The sequence below is a fragment of the Zobellella denitrificans genome, from assembly GCF_002237365.1.
Classification (GTDB): domain Bacteria; phylum Pseudomonadota; class Gammaproteobacteria; order Enterobacterales; family Aeromonadaceae; genus Oceanimonas; species Oceanimonas denitrificans.
The window spans coordinates 1-19,554 of sequence record NZ_NMUO01000047.1 but is presented as its reverse complement, the minus strand read 5'-3'; the positions used below and the strand labels follow the sequence as shown (position 1 = coordinate 19,554).

Annotated in this window: 19 protein-coding genes and 3 pseudogenes; 14 read left to right on the top strand and 8 right to left on the bottom strand. The window is 64.0% G+C overall.

Annotated elements, in window-relative coordinates; translation table 11 throughout:
* Positions 1-93: 93 nt before the first annotated feature.
* The 3 genes from ettA to CGX12_RS19580 form a co-directional block, all read right to left on the bottom strand.
* Entirely contained in the window at positions 94-1,761 is a 1,668-nt protein-coding gene (gene ettA / locus CGX12_RS11275; RefSeq protein WP_094039983.1) for an energy-dependent translational throttle protein EttA, read from the bottom strand.
* A gap of 330 nt (positions 1,762-2,091) precedes the next feature.
* A complete protein-coding gene (locus CGX12_RS11270; protein WP_094039982.1) occupies positions 2,092-3,150 on the bottom strand; it encodes a BMP family protein in 1,059 nt (352 codons plus the stop codon).
* Between the two features lie 235 nt (positions 3,151-3,385).
* Positions 3,386-3,577, bottom strand: a complete 192-nt coding sequence (locus CGX12_RS19580; protein WP_142995611.1) for a hypothetical protein — start codon at positions 3,575-3,577, stop codon at positions 3,386-3,388.
* A gap of 260 nt (positions 3,578-3,837) precedes the next feature.
* Between CGX12_RS19580 and CGX12_RS11265 the strand changes: the two genes are divergently transcribed.
* The 11 genes and pseudogenes from CGX12_RS11265 to CGX12_RS20400 form a co-directional block, all read left to right on the top strand.
* Entirely contained in the window at positions 3,838-4,701 is an 864-nt protein-coding gene (locus CGX12_RS11265) for a sugar phosphate isomerase/epimerase family protein (protein WP_094039981.1), read from the top strand.
* A 225-nt stretch (positions 4,702-4,926) separates the two neighbouring features.
* Positions 4,927-5,715: an IclR family transcriptional regulator gene (locus CGX12_RS11260; protein ID WP_094039980.1), complete on the top strand. Its 789-nt coding sequence runs from the start codon at positions 4,927-4,929 to the stop codon at positions 5,713-5,715.
* Positions 5,716-5,950: 235 nt separating this feature from the next.
* Positions 5,951-6,259 carry a non-heme iron oxygenase ferredoxin subunit gene (locus tag CGX12_RS11255; RefSeq protein WP_094039979.1) on the top strand — a complete coding sequence of 103 codons (309 nt, stop codon included), beginning with the start codon at positions 5,951-5,953 and terminating at the stop codon, positions 6,257-6,259.
* Between the two features lie 14 nt (positions 6,260-6,273).
* Complete coding sequence (locus CGX12_RS11250; protein ID WP_094039978.1) at positions 6,274-6,573, top strand: recombinase-like helix-turn-helix domain-containing protein; 300 nt, start codon at positions 6,274-6,276, stop codon at positions 6,571-6,573.
* Positions 6,574-6,605: 32 nt separating this feature from the next.
* Positions 6,606-7,640 carry a Rieske 2Fe-2S domain-containing protein gene (locus tag CGX12_RS11245; RefSeq protein WP_094039977.1) on the top strand — a complete coding sequence of 345 codons (1,035 nt, stop codon included), beginning with the start codon at positions 6,606-6,608 and terminating at the stop codon, positions 7,638-7,640.
* A complete protein-coding gene (locus CGX12_RS11240; RefSeq protein WP_094039976.1) occupies positions 7,633-8,391 on the top strand; it encodes an SDR family oxidoreductase in 759 nt (252 codons plus the stop codon). Before CGX12_RS11245 ends, CGX12_RS11240 begins: the two co-directional genes overlap by 8 nt.
* Positions 8,392-8,420: 29 nt before the next feature.
* Positions 8,421-9,353, top strand: coding sequence for a VOC family protein (locus CGX12_RS11235; RefSeq protein ID WP_094039993.1), 933 nt, complete (start codon positions 8,421-8,423; stop codon positions 9,351-9,353).
* A gap of 3 nt (positions 9,354-9,356) precedes the next feature.
* A complete protein-coding gene (locus CGX12_RS11230) occupies positions 9,357-10,577 on the top strand; it encodes an NAD(P)/FAD-dependent oxidoreductase (RefSeq protein ID WP_094039975.1) in 1,221 nt (406 codons plus the stop codon).
* Positions 10,578-10,599: 22 nt separating this feature from the next.
* Entirely contained in the window at positions 10,600-11,856 is a 1,257-nt protein-coding gene (locus CGX12_RS11225) for an MFS transporter (protein WP_094039974.1), read from the top strand.
* Positions 11,857-11,944: 88 nt separating this feature from the next.
* Positions 11,945-12,466 (top strand): cupin domain-containing protein, encoded by a 522-nt coding sequence (locus CGX12_RS11220; RefSeq protein WP_094039973.1) that lies wholly within the window; start codon positions 11,945-11,947, stop codon positions 12,464-12,466.
* Between the two features lie 2 nt (positions 12,467-12,468).
* Positions 12,469-13,038: pseudogene (locus tag CGX12_RS20400) on the top strand (alpha/beta fold hydrolase); the annotation flags it as partial.
* A 105-nt stretch (positions 13,039-13,143) separates the two neighbouring features.
* Here the strand turns inward: CGX12_RS20400 and CGX12_RS20395 are convergent.
* From CGX12_RS20395 to cysK, 4 genes and pseudogenes are all read right to left on the bottom strand, one after another.
* Positions 13,144-13,473: pseudogene (locus CGX12_RS20395) on the bottom strand (tRNA(Met) cytidine acetyltransferase TmcA domain-containing protein); the annotation flags it as partial.
* A 52-nt stretch (positions 13,474-13,525) separates the two neighbouring features.
* Positions 13,526-13,807, bottom strand: a complete 282-nt coding sequence (locus CGX12_RS11210) for an HlyU family transcriptional regulator (protein WP_094039971.1) — start codon at positions 13,805-13,807, stop codon at positions 13,526-13,528.
* Positions 13,808-13,873: 66 nt separating this feature from the next.
* Positions 13,874-14,383, bottom strand: coding sequence for a PTS glucose transporter subunit IIA (gene crr / locus CGX12_RS11205; protein ID WP_094039970.1), 510 nt, complete (start codon positions 14,381-14,383; stop codon positions 13,874-13,876).
* 249 nt (positions 14,384-14,632) lie between these two features.
* Positions 14,633-15,601, bottom strand: coding sequence for a cysteine synthase A (cysK, locus tag CGX12_RS11200; RefSeq protein WP_094039969.1), 969 nt, complete (start codon positions 15,599-15,601; stop codon positions 14,633-14,635).
* Between the two features lie 279 nt (positions 15,602-15,880).
* On the opposite strand from cysK, the gene CGX12_RS11195 reads away from it, so the two are divergent.
* Together CGX12_RS11195 and mepK are read left to right on the top strand one after the other, a co-directional pair.
* Positions 15,881-17,389 carry a L,D-transpeptidase family protein gene (locus CGX12_RS11195; protein WP_094039968.1) on the top strand — a complete coding sequence of 503 codons (1,509 nt, stop codon included), beginning with the start codon at positions 15,881-15,883 and terminating at the stop codon, positions 17,387-17,389.
* Between the two features lie 160 nt (positions 17,390-17,549).
* Positions 17,550-18,098, top strand: coding sequence for a peptidoglycan L,D-endopeptidase MepK (gene mepK / locus CGX12_RS11190; protein WP_094039967.1), 549 nt, complete (start codon positions 17,550-17,552; stop codon positions 18,096-18,098).
* Here mepK and cysZ read toward each other — a convergent pair.
* Positions 18,062-18,820: a sulfate transporter CysZ gene (gene cysZ, locus CGX12_RS11185; protein WP_094039966.1), complete on the bottom strand. Its 759-nt coding sequence runs from the start codon at positions 18,818-18,820 to the stop codon at positions 18,062-18,064. The two genes, mepK and cysZ, sit on opposite strands and share 37 nt — an antisense overlap.
* 347 nt (positions 18,821-19,167) lie before the next feature.
* On the opposite strand from cysZ, the pseudogene CGX12_RS11180 reads away from it, so the two are divergent.
* Positions 19,168-19,554: pseudogene (locus CGX12_RS11180) on the top strand (cell division protein ZipA); the annotation flags it as partial.

The window sequence follows — 19,554 nt, the reverse complement described above, 5'->3', positions numbered from 1 at the left end:
TGCCGGCAGTGAAAAATACCGGTGAGCGCCAGGCTTGCCTTGAGCATGAAAAAGCCCGCGTGATGCGGGCTTGGGAATAACAATGAGCAAACCTTACTTGGCGATGCGCTTGTACTTGATGCGGTGGGGCTGGATGGCCTCGGCGCCGTAGGTTTTCTTCTTCCACTCTTCGTACTCGGTGAAGTTGCCTTCGAAGAATTCCACCTTGCCCTCGTCCTTGTAGTCCAGGATATGGGTGGCGATACGGTCGAGGAACCAGCGGTCGTGGGAGATGACCATGGCGCAGCCGGGGAATTCCAGCAGGGCGTTTTCCAGAGCGCGCAGGGTTTCCACGTCCAGGTCGTTGGTCGGTTCGTCCAGCAGCAGCACGTTGCCGCCGGTCTGCAGCAGCTTGGCCATGTGCAGGCGGCCGCGCTCGCCGCCGGACAGCTCGCCCACCCGCTTCTGCTGGTCGGTGCCCTTGAAGTTGAACCGGCCCAGGTAGGCGCGGCTGGGGATCTCCAGGTTGCCGATGCGCATCATGTCCAGGCCGCCGGACACTTCTTCCCACACCGTCTTCTTGTCGTCCATGGCGTCGCGGAACTGCTCCACCGAGGCCAGCTGCACGGTGTCGCCCAGGGTGATGGTGCCGGCGTCCGGCTGCTCGGCGCCGGTGAGCATGCGGAACAGGGTGGATTTACCGGCGCCGTTGGGGCCGATAATGCCAACGATGGCGCCCTTGGGAATGCTGAACGACAGGTCGTCGATCAGCACCCGGTCACCGTAGGACTTGGTCAGGTGCTCGACTTCCACCACCTTGTCACCCAGGCGCGGGCCGGGTGGGATGAACAGCTCGTTGGTTTCGTTGCGCTTCTGGTAGTCCTGGTTCTGCAGCTCCTCGAACCGGGCCATGCGCGCCTTGGACTTGGCCTGGCGGCCCTTGGGATTCTGGCGCACCCACTCCAGTTCCTTCTGGATGGACTTCTGGCGCGCGGCTTCGGAGGACTGCTCCTGGGCCAGGCGCTGATCCTTCTGCTCCAGCCAGGAGGAGTAGTTGCCTTCCCACGGAATGCCCTCGCCCCGGTCCAGCTCCAGGATCCAGCCGGCCACGTTGTCGAGGAAGTAACGGTCGTGGGTAATGGCCACCACAGTGCCTTCGTAGTCGTGCAGGAAGCGCTCCAGCCAGGCCACGGACTCGGCGTCCAGGTGGTTGGTGGGCTCGTCCAGCAGCAGCATGTCGGGTTTTTCCAGCAGCAGCTTGCACATGGCCACCCGGCGGCGTTCACCCCCGGACAGCTTGCCTATCTGAGCGTCCCAGGGCGGCAGGCGCAGGGCGTCGGCGGCCCGCTCCAGCTGGTTGTCCAGGTTGTGGCCGTCGTGGGCCTGGATGATGGCTTCCAGCTCGCCCTGGCGCTTGGCCAGCTTGTCGAAGTCGGCGTCCGGATCCGCGTAGGCGGCGTAGACCTGATCCAGCTCCTTGAGGGCACCGGCTACCTCGGCCACGCCTTCTTCCACTTCCTGGCGCACCGTGTGCTCAGGGTTGAGTTTGGGCTCCTGGGGCAGGTAGCCGATCTTGATGCCGGGCTGGGGGCGGGCCTCGCCTTCGATTTCGGTGTCGATGCCGGCCATGATGCGCAGCAGGGTGGACTTACCGGCGCCGTTCAGGCCCAGTACGCCGATTTTGGCGCCGGGGAAAAACGACAGGGAGATATTCTTCAGAATATGACGCTTGGGCGGAACCACCTTGCCCACGCGGTGCATGGTGTAAACAAATTGAGCCATTGTTACTTGTCCTGATAAATCAGTAAGTTAATAGGTTTTTTGGCGGGCCTGGCGGTTGCCTGGGGCCAACCGGACAGCCATGGCGGTATATGGTACTTGGCTGGGCGGGGAATGCCAGTGGCGAATGGGGTGAAAAAGTGAAGATCCTGGTTGCCTGACGGTGGGGCGCAGGCAGCACCGGAGTTTCACGAAGCCGCAACAGGGATTGCCGCGTCGCGTCAATTTGCAGGCGAGCCGCCTGCGCTCCATCTGAGCAGTGCGCTGGGTGGAGCGCGGGCGGCCCGCCCGCATGAGCGCCGCAGGCGCTCATTTATTCAAAGGCATGGTATATCAGGACTTGGCTTTCAGCTCTTCCTTGAAGGACTGCGGCACGAATTCACCGGTGGCCGGGTTGAACTCGGGGCCTTCGTAGCTGGTGTTGATGCGGATCTCGCCGCTGATGAGCTTGGCGGCCAGCTCGTCCAGTTGCTGTCTTATCTCGGGTGAGACGTCCTCTGCCAGGGTCAGTTTGACCACGTCGCCCTGGCCCAGGCCGATCTCGGTGATCTGGTCGGGCTGCCATTGGCCGGTGGTAAAGTCGCGGGCGGCGTTGAGGATGGCTACGCTGGCGTCGGCCACCGCCGAGCCCACGAAGCTGGTGTCCACCTGGGTCCAGTCGGACACGTTGCCGATATGGCGTACCTTGCCGTCATGGGATTTGATCTCGTCGATCACCCCCTGGCGGCCGGCGTTGAGCATGGTGTAGATCACATCGGCGCCCTGGCCGATTTCGGCGGCGGCCGCCTGGGCGTTGATGTCGGTATTGTCCAGATCGCCGGTAAACCAGGTCAGGAACTTGGCGTCGGGATTGACGTGTTTGACTCCGTCGTAAAAGGCGGCGCGGCCGATCAGGCCGGGCTGGGGCCAGGCACCGGAAATATGGCCGACCACGTCGGTCCGGGTGGTCAGCCCGGCCAGGGCGCCGGCCAGCCAGGCCGAGTCTTCCTGGCGAACCACATAGCTCGAAAGGTTGGGGCCCTGTACATGGCCCTGGATCACCACGAACCGGATGTCGGGAAACTCCTTGCTCACTATCTCTGCCGGGCCGTTGCACTGGCCGCCATGGGCGATGATGAGGTCGGGGCCTTCCTGCGCCAGCTTGCGCATGGCTTCGGTGAGCAATGCCGGATCGGACGTGGCGGAAATATTGGATACATAACTGGCGTTGACATCGAGCTCCGCCTTGATCTTTTCATAGCCCCGGTAGGCGGCCTGCATAAAGCCGTTGTCGTCGTGCTTACCCGGGATCAATACGGCGATCTTGTGCTGATCCTCGGCGGCCAGGGCCTGTCCGAGAGGAGCCAGTGTCATACCGGCGGCGATCAGTAAGGCGCTTCCAAGCTTGTGCATGCATTCTCTCCTTGGCAATGGGGTCTTCTGCGTGTGTACTTTTTTGTTTGCTTTGTTGTGAACAATTAGTTCACAGACAGACCTTAGTCTTTGGTTGCTAAATTGTTAACATTTTGTTTCGCATGCTGTGGCGAGGTTCACAGAAATCGTTGCCGGAGAGCCGGAAAAGGGGGGGTAAGGTGGTAGCGGATGGGAGGATGGAAAGGGAAGAAAGGGGCGCGTCCCTGCGGCCGGGTTATTCGTCTTCTCTGCTGCTCCAGCGGGTGAGGCTGGCGGAGATGACGGTGTTGCCGAAGAAAGCCCAGTCCATCCAGACCGGCTTGTCGGCGTACTTGTCCATGGTGGCGGCGGTGGCGAGCAGCGGCGCCCAGAGGGCGACCATCAGCGAGCAGGCCAGCACGCCTTTTCTGATTTTTCTTGTTTTCATTGGGCACTCCCGGATAAAGGGAACTCATTTATAGCATGGCCGGGGCGGGCCCAGAAGACGAAATTTGGCATCGGTCACACTTTGAAAACTTTTGTGGATTGAATGTTTCGATTTTTGGGTTTGTGTGGAATATTTGTTTCATCGTCTGTGCCGGTGCGGCGCCTTATCGCCCGTAACCGGCAGCATCAATAATGAAAGGAGCCGGTTCCCGCCGCCGGGAGCCGCCGCTGTTTGGACTGCTGAGTCAAGGGAGCAGAGTTATGCGTTTGGTATACGATCCGTCGCACTATCGTGACAACACCGGCCTGAAGGAGACCATCGACACCGTGGCCCGGCTGGGATACGAATGGGTAGAGCTGTCTCCGCGCAAGGATTTCATCTGGTTCTACGAGTATCCCAAGGTCGATCGGCAGCTGATCAAGGATCTGAAAAAGTATTGTGCCGACGCCGGCGTCAGGATCTCTTCGGTGCTGCCGGTGCAGCAGTGGTCCTCCCCGGTGGAGGAAGAGCGCCAGGCCGCGGTGCGCAACTGGAAGCGCTGCATCGAGATCACCGCCGAACTGGGGGTGGATCTGATGAACTCCGAGTTCAGCGGCAACAAGCGCAAGCCCCAGGCCAGCGAGGATGCCTTCGTCCGCTCGATGGAAGAGCTGATGCCGCTGTTCGAGCGCGAGAGCATCAAGCTCAACCTGCAGTCCCATCCCCACGACTTTATCGAGCAGAACATCGAAGCGGTGCGCATGATCCGCGCCCTGGACAAGGACTGGATCAAGCTGGTCTATTCGGTGCCCCACGCCTTCTATTACGACGACGGCATCGGCGATGTGGTCAAACACATCGAGGAAGCCGGCGATCTGCTGGCCCATGTGCTGATCGCCGACACCTTCAACCACAAGGCCGGCTTCGGCCTGCGCTACATCATCAACCCGCCGGACGCGGACGTGACCATTCACCAGCACCTCAACCCGGGCGAGGGCGAGGTGGACTTCGACGCCCTGTACCGCAAGCTCAGGGAAATCAAGTTCGACGGCATCGTCACCAACGCGGTGTTCGCCTATCCCGACCGGCCCGAGTGGTCCAACGAGCTGACCCTGAAATCGATTCGCGAGGGCCTTCATCTCTGAAGCAGGCCCGGGCCGGAGGAAAGACAATCACAACCGTCATAACATCAACCAAAAACTATAGCCTTGCCCTTTACGCCGCCTCCTTAATGGGGGCGTTTTTTTGGGCGCTGGCCCCGCCAGCGGGCGGCGACGCCGGCCTCCCCTTAGCCGGGCGTTGACGAAAGGGCGGGGCCATGCTCCAATTTTGCCTTTATAAGGCAACAAATGTCGGGCACAGAGGAACCTATGGAAACCGATGACAGATACATAGTCCCCGGCCTGGTGCGGGGGCTGGAGGCGCTGCAGGCGTTCAGCGACGAGAAAAGGAATTTGAGCGTGTCCGAGCTGGCCGAGATTATCGGGGTCAACCGCTCCAGCGCCTTTCGTATCGCCTATACCCTGGAGCACTGCGGTTTTCTGCACAAGGAAGACAACTCCCGCCGTTACCGCCTGAATTCCAGGGTACTGGATCTGGGCTTCACCTACCTGTCGGGGCTGGATTTGCTGGAGCCGTCGCGCCCCATCATGCAGCGGTTGCGGGATCAAACCACCATCGCCTGCCACCTGGTGATCCGCCAGGGCACCGATATCGTGTTCGTGGATCGCTACCAGGCCACGGGCCCCTTCACCAGCACGGTGGGGGTCGGTACCCGCTGGCCGGCCCACGCCACCGTCACCGGCCAGCTGCTGCTCTCCGACCTGTCCGACGAGGCCATCACCGAATTGTACCGGGACTACCGTTGGGAAACCTTCACCGAGGGCACGCCCACCAGCCTGGAGGCGCTGTTGGCGCGTATCCGCGAGGTGCGCGGGCAGCCGGCCCTGATCAGCTGGGGCTACTTCAACCCGGCCATGGCCGCCTGTGCCGCGCCCATCTACCGGCAGAGCGACAGCAGCATGATCGCCTCGGTGTCGGTCAGCTGCCCGCTGGGCGGCATTGCCCGGGAAGAGTTCGAAGGCCGCATCCGGGACGAGGTCATCGCCGCCGCCCAGAGCCTGTCCCGCACCCTGAGCCTGAACAACGCCCATCCCTGATCCCGCGCCCTCAAGGCGCCGAGACTCCCCCACCAACGCCATGCCGACCGCATGGCGTTTTTTATGGCCGGCTCCCGGCGCTAATAACTCCTGGTCATAAAACACCCGCCCAATCCCCTCAAAAAATTTAACAACAAAGAAACCTTGTGTTGACAGAGGTCAATGAACGGATCTAATCTTTGTTTCGTAGGTAAATCATAGTTTCATATATAAAACACAAAGGAGTGACGGAGCCATGAACTGGGTTTCCATTTGCAAGCTGGGCGACATCTCCGATGAGAGCCCGCTGGCCGTCAAGGTAGGCGACAAGGAGATCGGCGTGTTCAGGGTGGAAGGCCGCCTGCACGCCATCGAGGACATCTGTCCCCATGCCTATGCCCTGCTTACCGAGGGCTTTGTTGAAGGCCGCACCGTCGAGTGCCCGCTGCACGAGGCCATCTTCGATATCCCCACCGGCAAGCTGCAAAGTGGCCCCGGCTGTCGTGATCTCCACATCTACGAGGTACGGGTCGACGGCGACGACGTACTGCTGAACATGGCATGACAAGGAACAGCACCATGGACAACTTCAATCCCAAACTGGCCGCCTGGCTGAAGAACGAGCCCGCCACCGAGGCCGGCCTCAACAACATCCAGATCCCGGGCAAGACCCGCAACCTGGTGTGGCAGAACCGCTACCGCGAGCCCACCCGCTACGAGCAGGCGCTGGTCAGCCAGCTGGAAAGCGCCTTCGCCGAGGGCATCGCCGAACTGGACGAACTGGTGGCCGCCCTCAACCGGCGCGGGCTGCGCAACGAAGCCGGCGAGGCCTGGACCCCCGCCAATTTTCAGGACGAAATGGCCCGCCTCGGTTACTGAGCGGCGCCTCACAGGGAAGCTAGGAGAACAAAATGAATCAACAGCTTGCAGTCGAACGCCATCTGGATTTGGGCCTCAAGGATCTGTGGTATCCGGTGGTGGCCAGCTGGGAAGTGGGCAACAGCCCGGTCGGCATCACCCGCCTGGGCGAAAACATCGTGCTGTGGCGCGACGCCGAGGGCAAGGTCAACGCCCTGGAAGATCGCTGCCCGCACCGGGGCGCGCGGCTGTCCCTGGGCTGGAACCTGGGCGACCGGGTGGCCTGCTGGTACCACGGGGTGGAAGTGAAGGGGGACGGCGTGGTCGCCGAGGTGCCGGCGGTGAGCGCCTGCCCCATGACCGGCAGCAAGTGCCTGCGCTCCTACCCGGTGATCGAAAAGCACGGCGCCATCTTCCTCTGGTTCGGCCTGGATCCGGACGCCGAGCCCGCCGATCTGGTGCTGCCCGAGCAGCTCGACAGCGAGGAGTGGAGCAGCTTCCTGTGCCAGGCGGACTGGGCGGTGAACTACCGCTATGCCGTCGACAACGTCATGGATCCCATGCACGGCAGCTACCTGCACTGCACCTCCCACTCCATGGCGGAAGGGGACAAGAGCGCCGACATGCGTGCCCGCAACACCGAGCACGGCTTTATCTTCGAGAAAACCGGCCAGACCGGGGTCAACTTCGACTGGGTCGAGTTCGGCAGCAGCGGCGCCTTCTGGCTGCGCCTGTCCATTCCCTACCGCCGGCAGTTCGGTCCGGGCGGTGAATTCTGGATTGTCGGTTTCGCCACCCCGGTGGACGAGCACCACACCCGGGTGTTCTTCTGGCGGGCGCGCAAGGTCAGCGGCTGGCAGCGCGACGTGTGGCGCTTCCTCTACCGTAACCACCTGGAAAAGCTGCACTGGGACGTGCTGGAGCAGGACCGCGTCATCCTCGAGCAGCTGGCGCCCAACGCCCGCGACCACGAGTTCCTCTACCAGCACGATGTGGGCCTGTCGCGCCTGCGCCGGCTGATGAAGAAAACCGCCGAACAGCAGCTGGCCCAACTGGCGGCCAGGCAAGAGGCCGAGAACCATGGATAAGTTGCTGCAGGGCAAGAAGCTGCTGATCACAGGCGCCGCCCGGGGCCTGGGGCTGGACTTCGCCCGCGCCGCCACCGCCGCCGGCGCCGAGGTGGCCATGGCCGACATCCTCGCCGGGCAGGTGATGGCGGAGGCCAGGACCCTGGCCGCCGAGGGGCTCATCGCCCACGGCCTGGCGCTGGATCTGGCGGATCCGGCTTCCATCGAGGCCTGCGCCCGGGACGCCGCCGGCCTGCTCGGCGGCCTGGACGGCCTGGTCAACTGCGGCGCCATCGCCACCGGCATCGGCGGGGTCGACATGACCGATCTGGACATCGAGGTGTGGGACCGGGTGATGACCGTCAATGTGCGCGGCAGCTGGCTGATGACCCGGGCGGCGGTGCCCTACCTCAAGGCGGCGGGCGCGGGCAAGGTGGTCAACATCGCCTCCGACACCGCGCTGTGGGGCGCGCCCCGGCTGCTGGCCTACGTGGCCAGCAAGGGCGCCCTGCTGGCGATGACCCGCTCCATGGCCCGGGAGCTCGGCGAATACCGCATCTGCGTCAACGCCGTCAGCCCGGGGCTGACCCTGGTGGAAGCCACCCAATACGTGCCCCAGGCCCGCCACGACCAGTATGTGGACGGCCGCGCCATCCACCGGCCCCAGTTGCCGGAGGACGTCAATGGCGCCGTGCTCTACCTGCTGTCGGATCTGTCGTCCTTCGTCACCGGCCAGAACCTGCCGGTCAACGGCGGCTTCGTCTTCAACTGACCCGGCTGCCAACAAGAGAGAGTATGACCATGAAGATTACCGGAATTGAAGCCCTGAAATTCGGGGTGGACGACAGGCCAAAGGCCGCCAGCTTCCTCGCCGACTTCGGCCTGAGCCGTGGCGAGAGCGACATCCCGGGGGCGGATCTGTTCCTCACCCTGAACCAGAGCCGGCTCTACCTGTTCGACATCGACGACGCCCGGCTGCCGGCTGCCTTCGAGCCCGGCTCCACCCTGCGTGAAGTGGTCTGGGGCGTCGAAAGCGCCGCCTGTCTGGAGCAGCTGGCCGGGCGCCTGGCCGGGGTCGAGGGCCTGGCCCGCGACGCCGGGGGCCTGAGCTGCCGGGATCCCAACGGCATGACCCTGCGTTTCCGGCCGAGCGCCGTGCAGCCGGTCGCGCTGCGGGTGGCCGCCATCAACCAGCACGGCGACATCCGCCGGGTGGACGAGGCCAGCCCGGTGTACGAGCGGGGCGAGCCCATCGGCGTGGGCCACGTGGTGTTCTTCACCCCGGACCTGGCCAGGACCGAGGCCTTCTACCGGGACCGGCTCGGCTTTCACCTGTCCGACTGCTATGAGGGCAAGGGGGCCTTCATGCGCTGTGCCGCCGAAGGCCACCACCACGATCTCTTCCTGCTGCACGTGCCGGGCAAGGCCGCCGGGCTCAACCACGTGGCCTTTACCGTGCGCGATATCCACGAGGTGATCGGCGCCGGCATGGCGATGAACCGCAAGGGCTGGTCCACCTTTATCGGCCCGGGCCGTCACCCCATTTCTTCCGCCTATTTCTGGTACGTGAACAGCCCCCTGGGTGGTGCCTTCGAGTACTACACCAACGACGACTACCTCACTCCCGCCTGGCAGCCCCGCACCATGGAGCACCGGCTGGAACTCTTTACTGAGTGGGCGATCGAGGGCGGCCTGGACGGCCACACCCGGCGCCAGGTCAAACAGGGGGGCTGAACCATGAACCAAGCGATTTCCCGCATCGTCATTATCGGCGCAGGCCAGGCCGGAGCCTGGGCCGCCCATACCTTAAGGCAACAGGGTTATGGGGGCAGGTTGTCAGTGGTGTCCGACGAAGAGCGGGTTTTTTACGAGCGGCCGCCCCTGTCCAAGCAGGTGCTGGCCGGCGACATGGCCCCGGCGGCGCTGCAGCTGTTCTCCGACGAGGCCATCGACGCCATGAGCATCGACTGGCACAAGCCGGCCCGGGCCACCGCCATCGACCCCCGCGGCCATGTGGTGACCCTCGACAACGGCACCGAGCTGGCCTACGACAAGCTGCTGATCGCCACCGGCAGCCGGGCCCGGGTGCCGGTGCGGGAATGGCTGAGCCTGCCCCAGGTGTTCACCCTGCGCACCCCCGAGGATGCGGCCCGCCTGGGCGAGCGGCTGGCGCCGGGCAAGCGCCTGGCCATCCTCGGCGGCGGCTGGATCGGCCTGGAAGTGGCCGCCACCGCCCGGGCCAAGGGGGTGGCGGTGAGCCTGTTCGAGCTGGGCGAGCGGCTCTGTGCCCGCAGCGTGCGGCCCGAGGTGTCCGACTTCCTGCGGGAGCTGCACCGGGAGCAGGGCGTCGAGGTAGAGCTGGACTGCGGCCTCCTCGAGCTGGTGGCCACCGACCAGGGAACCCTGCGCCTGCTCCGGGACGGACAGCAACTGCTGGAGGCCGATGCGGTGGTGGTGGGGGCGGGCGCCGAGATCGCCACCGAGCTGGGCCGCGACGCCGGCCTGGACGTGGCCCAGGGGCTGGTGGTCGACGAGCAGGGCCGGACCTCGGATCCGGACATCTACGCCGCCGGCGACGTGGCCATCCACCCCGGGCTGGGCTTTTGCATCCAGTCCTGGGCCAATGCCCAGAACCAGGCCATCTCGGCGGCGAAAGCCATGCTCGGCGAGGACAGCCCCTACCGGGACGAGCCCTGGATCTGGTCGGATCAATACGACTGCAACATCCAGATCCTGGGCATTCCCGCCAACGGCGACAGCCGCCTGGTGCGGCGGCAGGTCGGCGACCGGCAGCAGGCCTTTATCTACCTGGATGGGGAGGGGAGGCTGGAGTCGATGATCGCGGTCAACGACGCCAGGCTGGTCAAGCTCGGCAAGCGCTGGCTCAGGGCCGGCACCCTGCTGCCCGCCGAGCAACTGGCCGATCCCGCCGTCAACCTGATGGCGCTGAAACCGTAAAACGGAATAAAGGGTTATAAGTATGGAAACGCTGAAAGAAACCATCGGGACTGCCAAGATGCCGGTGCCGTCGAGCCTGATCAAGCAATGGTCCATCTCCGTCGTGCTGATGGTGTGCGTGGTGCTGGCCTTTTTCGACAAGATCAGCATCGCCGTGCTGTTCTCGGACCCGGCTTTCCAGGACGCCATGGGCATAGGTACCGACAAGACCCGGCTCGGCTGGCTGATGACCAGCTTCCTGCTGGCCTACGGCTTTTCCTCCATCTTTCTGAGCGTTGTCGGCGATCTCATCAATCCGCGTACCTGTCTGCTGGTGAGCGTGGCTTCCTGGGGCGTGCTGATGGCGCTGATGGGCCTGGCCACCAGCTACGAACAGCTGCTGGCGTTGCGGGTGCTGCTCGGCATCGCCGAAGGCCCGCTGTTCGCCCTGGCCTACAGCATCGTCAAGCAGTGCTACAGCGCCGGCCAGCAGGCCCGGGCCAGCACCATGTTCCTGCTCGGCACCCCCATCGGCGCCGCGCTCGGTTTCCCCATCACCGCCTTTATCCTCAACCTGTACGGCTGGCAGATGACCTTCTTCGTGATGGCGGCGTTGACCCTGGTGACCCTGGCGGTGGTGTACTTCGGGCTCAGGGGGGTGCAGCTGCGCGCCGAGGCGCAGCTGTCCGGCCCCCGTAAGCGGATGAGCTGGCAGCAGCACCTGCGCAACAGCCGGCAGCTGTTCGCCACCCCGGCGTTCTGGGCCCTGTGCCTGTTCAATGTCGCCCTGCTCACCTACCTCTGGGGCCTGAACGGCTGGCTGCCGAGCTACCTGATCGAGGAAAAGGGGGTGGACCTCAAGTCCTTCGGCGCCCTGTCGTCGCTGCCCTTTATCGCCATGCTGGCGGGGGAGATCGCCGGCGCCTTCCTGTCGGACAAGACCGGCAAGCGCGCGGCCCAGGTGTTCGGCGGCCTGCTGATCGCCGGCCTGTCCCTCTACCTGGTGTTGCAGCTGGAAGACGCGGTGTTGGCCATCCTCGCCATGTCGGTCAGCGCCATGAGCTGGGGTTTCGGGGTGTCGTCGGTGTTCGCCCTGCTGGCGCGCATCACCCCGGCCGAGGTGAGCGCCACCGCCGGCGGCATCTTCAACGGCTTCGGCAACTTCGCCGGCGCCGCCGCCCCGGTATTGATGGGCTACATAGTGACCCGCACCGGCGACTTCAACCTGGGGCTGCTGTTCCTGGTCTGGGTGGCGGTGATCGGCTCCCTGGTGCTGGTGCCCCTGATCAAAAAATACTGATTCAACCCACTGTTTGCTTGATTCCGCCGGCGCGGAAGGGACTCCCCTTGCCCGCGGACGGCGTAACACCACCGAAAGAGGAAATAAGATGAACGCGAAATTCGATACCTGGAACAAGCCCGCCGACAAGAGCCTGGGAGAATGGCTGGACAGCCGCATCGCCCGCTTCAGCACCCGTCGTTACGACTTCGAGGCCCTGAAGTTCCAGGCCGATTACGATCCCAAGTACCGCCGCGCCCAGATGCGCTACATGGGCACCGGCGCCACCGGGGTGCAGAACGACAGCAATACCGTGCCCTCCGAGCACTTCACCTTCTCCACCATGGTGCTGCCGGCCCAGTGCGAAGGCCCGTTGCACGTGCACCACGATGTGGAGGAGGTGTTCTTCATGCTGCGCGGCGCCATCACCCTGTTCGTGGAGCATGAAGGGGAGAAGTTCGAAACCCGGCTGGGCGAGCGGGATCTGATCTCCATCCCGCCCGGCATCTACCGCGGCCCGTTCAACCACGGCGAGGAAGACGCCCTGATGTGCGTGATGCTGGGGGCCAACAAGCCGACCATTCCGACCTATCCGGAAGATCACCCCCTGTCCAAGATCAAGCGGGCCTGACCATGAGCGCCCTGGTCAACAGCCTGTCCCGCTTCCCGCTGCGCCACCTCGACCTCGGCGGTCGCCGGCAGGCCTACCGCTGCGCCGGCCGGGGCCCGGCCCTGGTGCTGCTGCACGGCATCAGCTCCGGCTCCGGCTCCTGGGTCGGCCAGCTGGAAGCACTGGCCCGGGAATTCACCCTGGTTGCCTGGGACGCCCCGGGCTATGGCCAGAGCGCGCCCCTGGCGACCGCCACCCCGTCGGCCCTGGACTATGCCGCCGCGCTGCACGAACTGGTGGTGGCGCTGGAGCTGGAACGGCCGCTGCTGCTGGGCCACTCCCTGGGGGCGATGATCGGCGCCGCCTACGCCAGCCGTCATCCGGACGGGGTGCGTGGCCTGGTGCTGGCCAACCCGGCCCAGGGCTACGGCCGGGCCGATGCGGACACCCGCGAGCAGGTGTACCGCAAGCGCCCGGACATGCTGCGCAAACTGGGCCACCAGGGGCTGGCGGCGGCGGGCGGCGTGCAGCATGCAGGCCAGGGCCTGGCGCTGTTCGCGGTTCAGGCAACCGTGGCGGTCGCGCCGGCGCTGCCAGGAGGTATCGGGCAGGGCGGACAGGGCGGGAGCCGGCTGCCCTTGCCGCCACAGCCAGACCTGCTCATCCTGCTGCAGCAGGGCGGCAAAGCGGCGGATAAAGCGGCTTTCCAGCCCGTCGGCCTGCTCGGGCAGGGCCACGTAACGGGCCAGATCGGGATCCGGATAGGACGGCCAGTCGGCCAGGGGCGGACACAGCAGCAGCACCAGGCCGCCGGCGGCGACCGTGCCCAGCAGGGCGCCGAAGGCATCCGGGTGCAGGCCGCCGTAGGCGTTGTACACCAGGCAGGGATATTCCCGCCCCAGGTAGCGCAGGATGCGGGCGGGATCCCGGGCCTCATGGCCGGCGGGGGCCGGTCCCAGCCAGAGGCTGTCCTCTGGGCACAGCTCGGCGGCCCGGGCCATGGCCCAGGTTTCGCTGCCGCTCAGCACCAGCAGCCGGCGCTCGCCGATCCGTCGCAGGTGCCGGCGCCAGTCTTCCCACTCAGTCAAACAGCCGCTCGCCGTTTTCGTCGATCACCCGCCGGGCCTTGGCCACCATCAGTTCGGCGGCCTGCTCGGCGGTGGGCAGCAGATCCGAGCGGATCAGCAGGTATTCCCGCCGGTTACCGTCCTGCTCCTGTACGATGCGGCCCTGCAGCCGGTACTGGCCGCCTTCGGCCCTGGGCTCGGGATAGATGTCGAATCCCCGATAGGACTGGGGTTCAAAGCGAGGGCCATCGTCGGTCGTGGCCTTGCCGGCCAGTTTCTTCAACCAGTTGAACATGGTGCCTACCTTTATTCTCGCCGATAAAAAAGGCGCCTGACGGCGCCTTGCAACAGAAACGGGGGATTACTTCTTGACCCGCAGCACCACGTCCTGGGCCAGGGTGACGGCGCCGCTCTGCTTGCTGAGTTCCTTCACCTCGTCCATGTTGGAGATAACGACCGGGGTCAGGGTGGACTTGGCCTTGGCTTCCAGCAGGGCCAGATCGAATTCGATCACGGTGTCGCCCTTCTTCACCTGCTGGCCTTCCTGGGCAATACGGGTAAAACCTTCGCCCTTGAGCTCGACGGTATCGATGCCGAAGTGCACGAACAGCTCCAGTCCGGAATCGGATTCGATGGAGAAAGCGTGGTTGGTTTCAAAGATCTTACCAATAGTGCCGTCGCAGGGGGCGACCATCTTGTTGCCGCTGGGCTTGATGGCGATGCCGTCGCCGACGATCTTTTCTGCGAACACCACGTCCGGCACGTCCTCGATGGCGACAATTTCGCCGGACAGGGGGGCGAAGATCTCGATGCCGCTGGTGTCGCTGCTGTCGTCAGATACCATTCTTTTCAGTTTATCGAACAGACCCATAGTCATAAGCTCCTGGAGTTATTTAACGCGTAATAATAACAGACGGACTTTCTCAAAACAAAGAGGCAAAGCCCGTCGAAAGCCGCCTGGCCGGCACAAGGCTTCCACTAGTGTAGCAAGGGCAGGGATGGTGCTCATGATAGCCGGTTCAGGGGAATGGCACCTGCGCCCGGTCAAAGGAGGGGGAGGTTTTGTCGTTATTACACGATCATCGGGATTAAAAAAGGCGCCGTTCGGCGCCTTTTTGAGTTACTGTTGCAGTTCCTGCTCGGTAAAGATGCCCTGGAACAGGGCGCTGCTCAGGTAACGCTCGCCGGAGCTCGGCAGTACCACCACTATGTTCTTGTCGGCGAACTCGGGCAGGGCGGCGATGCGGTTGGCGGCCACCACGGCGGCGCCGGAGCTGATGCCGGCCAGGATGCCTTCGTCCTTCATCAGGCGACGGGCCATCTCGATGGCGTCTTCACTGCTGACGCGCTCGACCCGATCCAGCAGGGACAGGTCCAGGTTGCCCGGGATAAAGCCGGCGCCGATGCCCTGGATTTTGTGGGGGCCGGGTTTGATTTCGTCACCGGCCAGGGCCTGGGTGATTACAGGGGACTCGACCGGCTCTACGGCAACGGAGGTGATGGCCTTGCCCTTGGTGTGCTTGATGTAGCGGGACACCCCGGTGATGGTGCCACCGGTACCCACGCCGGCCACGAAGACGTCGATTTCGCCGTCCGTGTCTTCCCAGATCTCGGGACCCGTGGTCTTTTCGTGGATCTCCGGGTTGGCCGGGTTGTTGAACTGTTGCAGCAGCACGTATTTTTCAGGAGCTGACTCTTTCAGCTCCAGTGCCTTTTCGATGGCACCCTTCATGCCCTTGGCGCCTTCGGTCAGCACCAGGTTGGCACCCAGCGCCTTGAGCAGCTGGCGACGCTCCAGGCTCATGGTGTTGGGCATGGTCAGGGTGATCGGGTAGCCGCGAGACGCCGCCACAAAGGCCAGGGCAATACCGGTGTTGCCGCTGGTGGGCTCGATCAGCTCCTTGCCCGGGACCAGTTCACCGCGTTTTTCCGCGTCCCAGATCATGTTGGCGCCGATACGGCACTTGACGCTGAAGCTGGGGTTGCGGCTCTCTACCTTGGCAAAAACCTTGCCCTGGCTTACCCGGTTCAGTTTGACCAGAGGAGTACGACCAATGGTCAGTGAGTTGTCTTCGAAAATCTTGCTCATCGTGGCTATCCCTAAGGTTCAGTGTCACCAAAAATCGTTACACCGTCAGCTTAACCCTTCCTGCCGGAATGAGAAGTGACGATTTGTTATAACAATATGTTATTAAATGATAAAATGATATTCCTTTATCCCGGGGCTTATCAGGCTCCGGACGCTGGTGCTTTGGCTGCAACTCTGCTATCAAGGCAGTGCCGGCGTGAACGACCCCGGCGCTGGTCCGGGTCCCCTGTAGCAGGGCCCAATAGATAGTAGATTCTGGATGCGGGTTAGGAAAGCGAGATGAAAAGGTGCCGAACAGCAACCTGGCTGTGGCTGTTACTCTGTCTGAGCCTGGGGGCCACGGCCTCGTCCTGGCGGGATGAGCCCGAGGCCCGGTTGCAACTGCACCGGCTGGGGCTGGAACTGGCCCTGGCGGACGTGCACCCGGAGCTGACCCTGTGGTGGCGGCAGGCGGTGTCGACCGCCTCTGATGAGGCCGATGACCGGCTGCTGCTGGGGCTGAGTGCTTTCTGGCGGCAGTGGTCCGGCCTGTCTTTCGTCGATCGCCAGCATCTGCGTATCCCCCAATCCGGCCTGATGCCCAGCGCGGAGGACGACGCGGCACTGCGGCAGGCGGCCCAAAACGGCAGCCGCCATCAACTGGTGCAACGTCTGGTGCCCGGTTATGGGGATCATGTTCAGTTGCAGCGGCAACTGGCGCGGTTGCTGGCCCTGGCCGAGCAACCCTGGCCCAGTCTCAAAACGGCCACGCTCCGGCCCGGCGAGCGGGCGGCCGTGGTGCCCCGGCTGCGGGAACGGTTGCAACTGCTGGGGGACCTGCCCGCGAGCGCAATGGATGGCGATGACTATTACGACAGTGCCCTCGAGCAGGGCGTACGACACTTTCAGCAACGTCACGGCCTGCAGGTGGACGGGGTCATCGGGCCCCATACCTATTCCTGGCTGGATGTGTCCCCCCTGGCCCGGGCCCAGCTGTTGATGCGCAGCATGCTGCGCACCCTGATCGGCGATACCCTGCCCCCGGCCTACCTGCTGGTGAATATTCCCGAGTACCGGCTGCGTCTCTATCAGGATCAGGCCATGGTGCTGGAAAGCGACGTGATCGTGGGCAAGGACAGCCGCAAGACCCCGATCATGGCCAGCGAGATCACCAATGTGGTGGTCAATCCTCCCTGGCATGTGCCGCGCTCCATCCTCACCAAGGACATACTGCCCCGGCTGTACCAGGATCCCGGCTATATCGAGCGCGAGGAATTCGAGGTGCTGGACGCCGGCGAGCGGCTGGTGCCCCGGGAGGAATGGCAGGCGGTGCTCTACGAAGACGGGGTTTTCCCCTATCGGCTGCGGCAGCGACCCGGCAGCCGCAATGCCCTGGGGGCCTACAAGTTCCATCTGCCCAACAACGAGGCCATCTACCTGCACGATACGCCCTCCCGCGGGCTGTTCAGCCGGGACAGCCGGGCGCTGAGCTCGGGCTGTGTGCGGGTGGAGGAGGCCGAGCAACTGGCACTCTGGCTGCTCAGCGAGCAGTGGAGCCCGTCCCGGCTGGCGGATCTGAAGGCCAACCGGCACACCCGCTGGCTCCGGGTCAACAAGCCGTTGCCGGTGTTCATGGTGTACTGGCCCGGCTGGCTGGGACAGGACGGCCTGCCCCGTTTTCGTGATGACATCTACCAGTTCGACCACCGCCTCCGTGCGCCCTTTGAGGCGGGTCAGCTCGATCTGGGGCTGCTTGGCATAGAACAGGGACGGTTGTCACAACTTTCCCGTCTGGCGCACACATTGTAACCAAAGACGGTTGATGTTTTGTCCGGCCCTGGGATAAGGTCCTTGCGGTTTGCTACGACATCGGCTGTCCGAGAGGCACCCCGTCCATGAAATCGGGCCCTTCCGGCGGGTTTCTCCTCGGCGCACCGATGCTCTCCTGAACGAAACGCGAGGAGTTGTCATGCGGGAATGCGGTACGGAACGTCGTCGTTTTTTACTCGGGCTGGGGGCGCTGGGCGCTGCCGCCCTGTTGCCCTTGCCGGCAGGGGCCAGCCTGTCGGCGCCGGTACGCCGATTGAGCCTGTATAACCTGCACTCGGGGGAGAAGGTGACCGCCACTTTCTGGGAGCAGGGCCGCTACCTCGACGAGGGGCTCGGCTCCTTCAGCCGCCTGATGCGCGACCTGCGCCGTGATGAAGCCTTTCCCATCGATCCCAGATTGTTCGACCAGCTGTTTCTGCTGCAGCAACGGCTGGGCCGGCAAGGGGAAATCCAGGTCATCTCCGGCTACCGCTCCCCCCGGACCAATGCCCTGCTGCACCGGCAGGGCAAGGGCGTGGCCAAGAAAAGCTACCATATGCTGGGACAGGCCATCGACTTGCGCCTGCCCGGGGTGCCCCTGGCCGAGCTCAACCGGGCCGCCCGCCAGCTGGGAGCGGGCGGCGTGGGCTACTACCCCGGGTCGGATTTCGTTCATCTGGACACCGGGCCGGTACGCAGCTGGGGATAGTGCTCCACCCAGAGGGCGGTGGCACCGCACACCGCCACCGGCATGATCAGCAGGTTGACCAGCGGCAGGCTGGCACAGAGGCTGACGCTGGCGCCGAAGCTCCAGGTCAGCCGTCGTTTCTCTGCCAGCGCCCGGCGCATCCGGTCGAAATCGACCTTGTGGTTGTCGAACGGATAGTCGCAGTACTGGATGGCCATCATCCAGGCGCTGAAGGCAAACCAGAGCAAGGGGGCCAGGGTCTGGCCGAAGGCCGGCACCAGAAACAGCAGCAGGCAGCCGAGGGCCCTGGGCACATAGTAGGCCAGTTTGCGCCATTCCCGCCCCAGCATGCGGGGCGTATCCCTGAGCAGGGCGAACCAGCCCTCGTCGCTGCTGGTGCCGGTCAGCTTCTGTTCCACCCGTTCGGCCAGCAGGCCGTTGAAGGGGGCGGCCAGCATGTTGGCCACGCTGGTGAAGAGCAGCGAGAACACCAATACTATGGTCACCACCGCCAGGGGCCAGAGCAGGTAGCTCAGCCAGTGCAGATAGTCGGGCAGCCATTGTTCGAACCAGGCAAACAGCTGCCCGAGCTGCAGGAACAGGAAATAAAAGGCCCCGCCGAACAACAGCAGGTTGACCGCCAGGGGAATGAGCACAAAACTCCGCAGGTCTGGCTCCCACATCAGTGCCCATCCCCTGAGCAGATACTGAGGGCCGCTGGCCAGATGGTAAGAGGCGGACATGGCAACTCCCGGATTCAGAAAGTCCTCCATTCTAAAGAGCACCACCCCGGGTGCCAAGCCCGGAGCCTGCGGCCAGCGCGAAGCAGGCTGTCGTGCCGCGACGGACGTTTTTTGAACGCCGCGCCTGGGCATGGGGTGGCAACGACGGCCATTTTCGCGTTCAACGGCGGATAACGGCGTGAAAAACGGGTATTTTATCCGATGCCGGCGGAGATGACTCTTGTCAAAGGCGCATGGTAAACATACCCTTGTCGGTACCTTTGGCAATATCCCGGCTCGAGCAGCAGGCTCCCGGCTTGCGTCGGCACTACGGCTGATACATAAGCAAAAATTTTAGAGAAACGATAATGCAGGATTTGCGAATTATCTTGATCATCCTGGGTGCGGTCGCCATCGCCGCCTTGCTGATCCACGGCCTGTGGACCAGCCAGAAAGGACGCCAGAAACCGATGCGTGAAAAGCCGATCGGCAAGATGGCGAGCGAGCCGGCGGACGGCGAGGATTTTGACCGCGACGGTATCGGCAAGGTGCGCGTGGTCGCCACCCGCAAGGCCGAGCCCGCCCGCCGCAAGGATGAGGACGAGGATGACTGGCAGCTGTCGCCGCGTTTCTCTGCCATCAACGACGACGATGAGGAAGACGAGCCCAGCCTGGGATTGTCTCCGGCCTCGGCGGCCGCCACGGCGACCAGGCCCAAACCGGCGCCGGCCCGCCCCGCGGCACAACCTGGACTC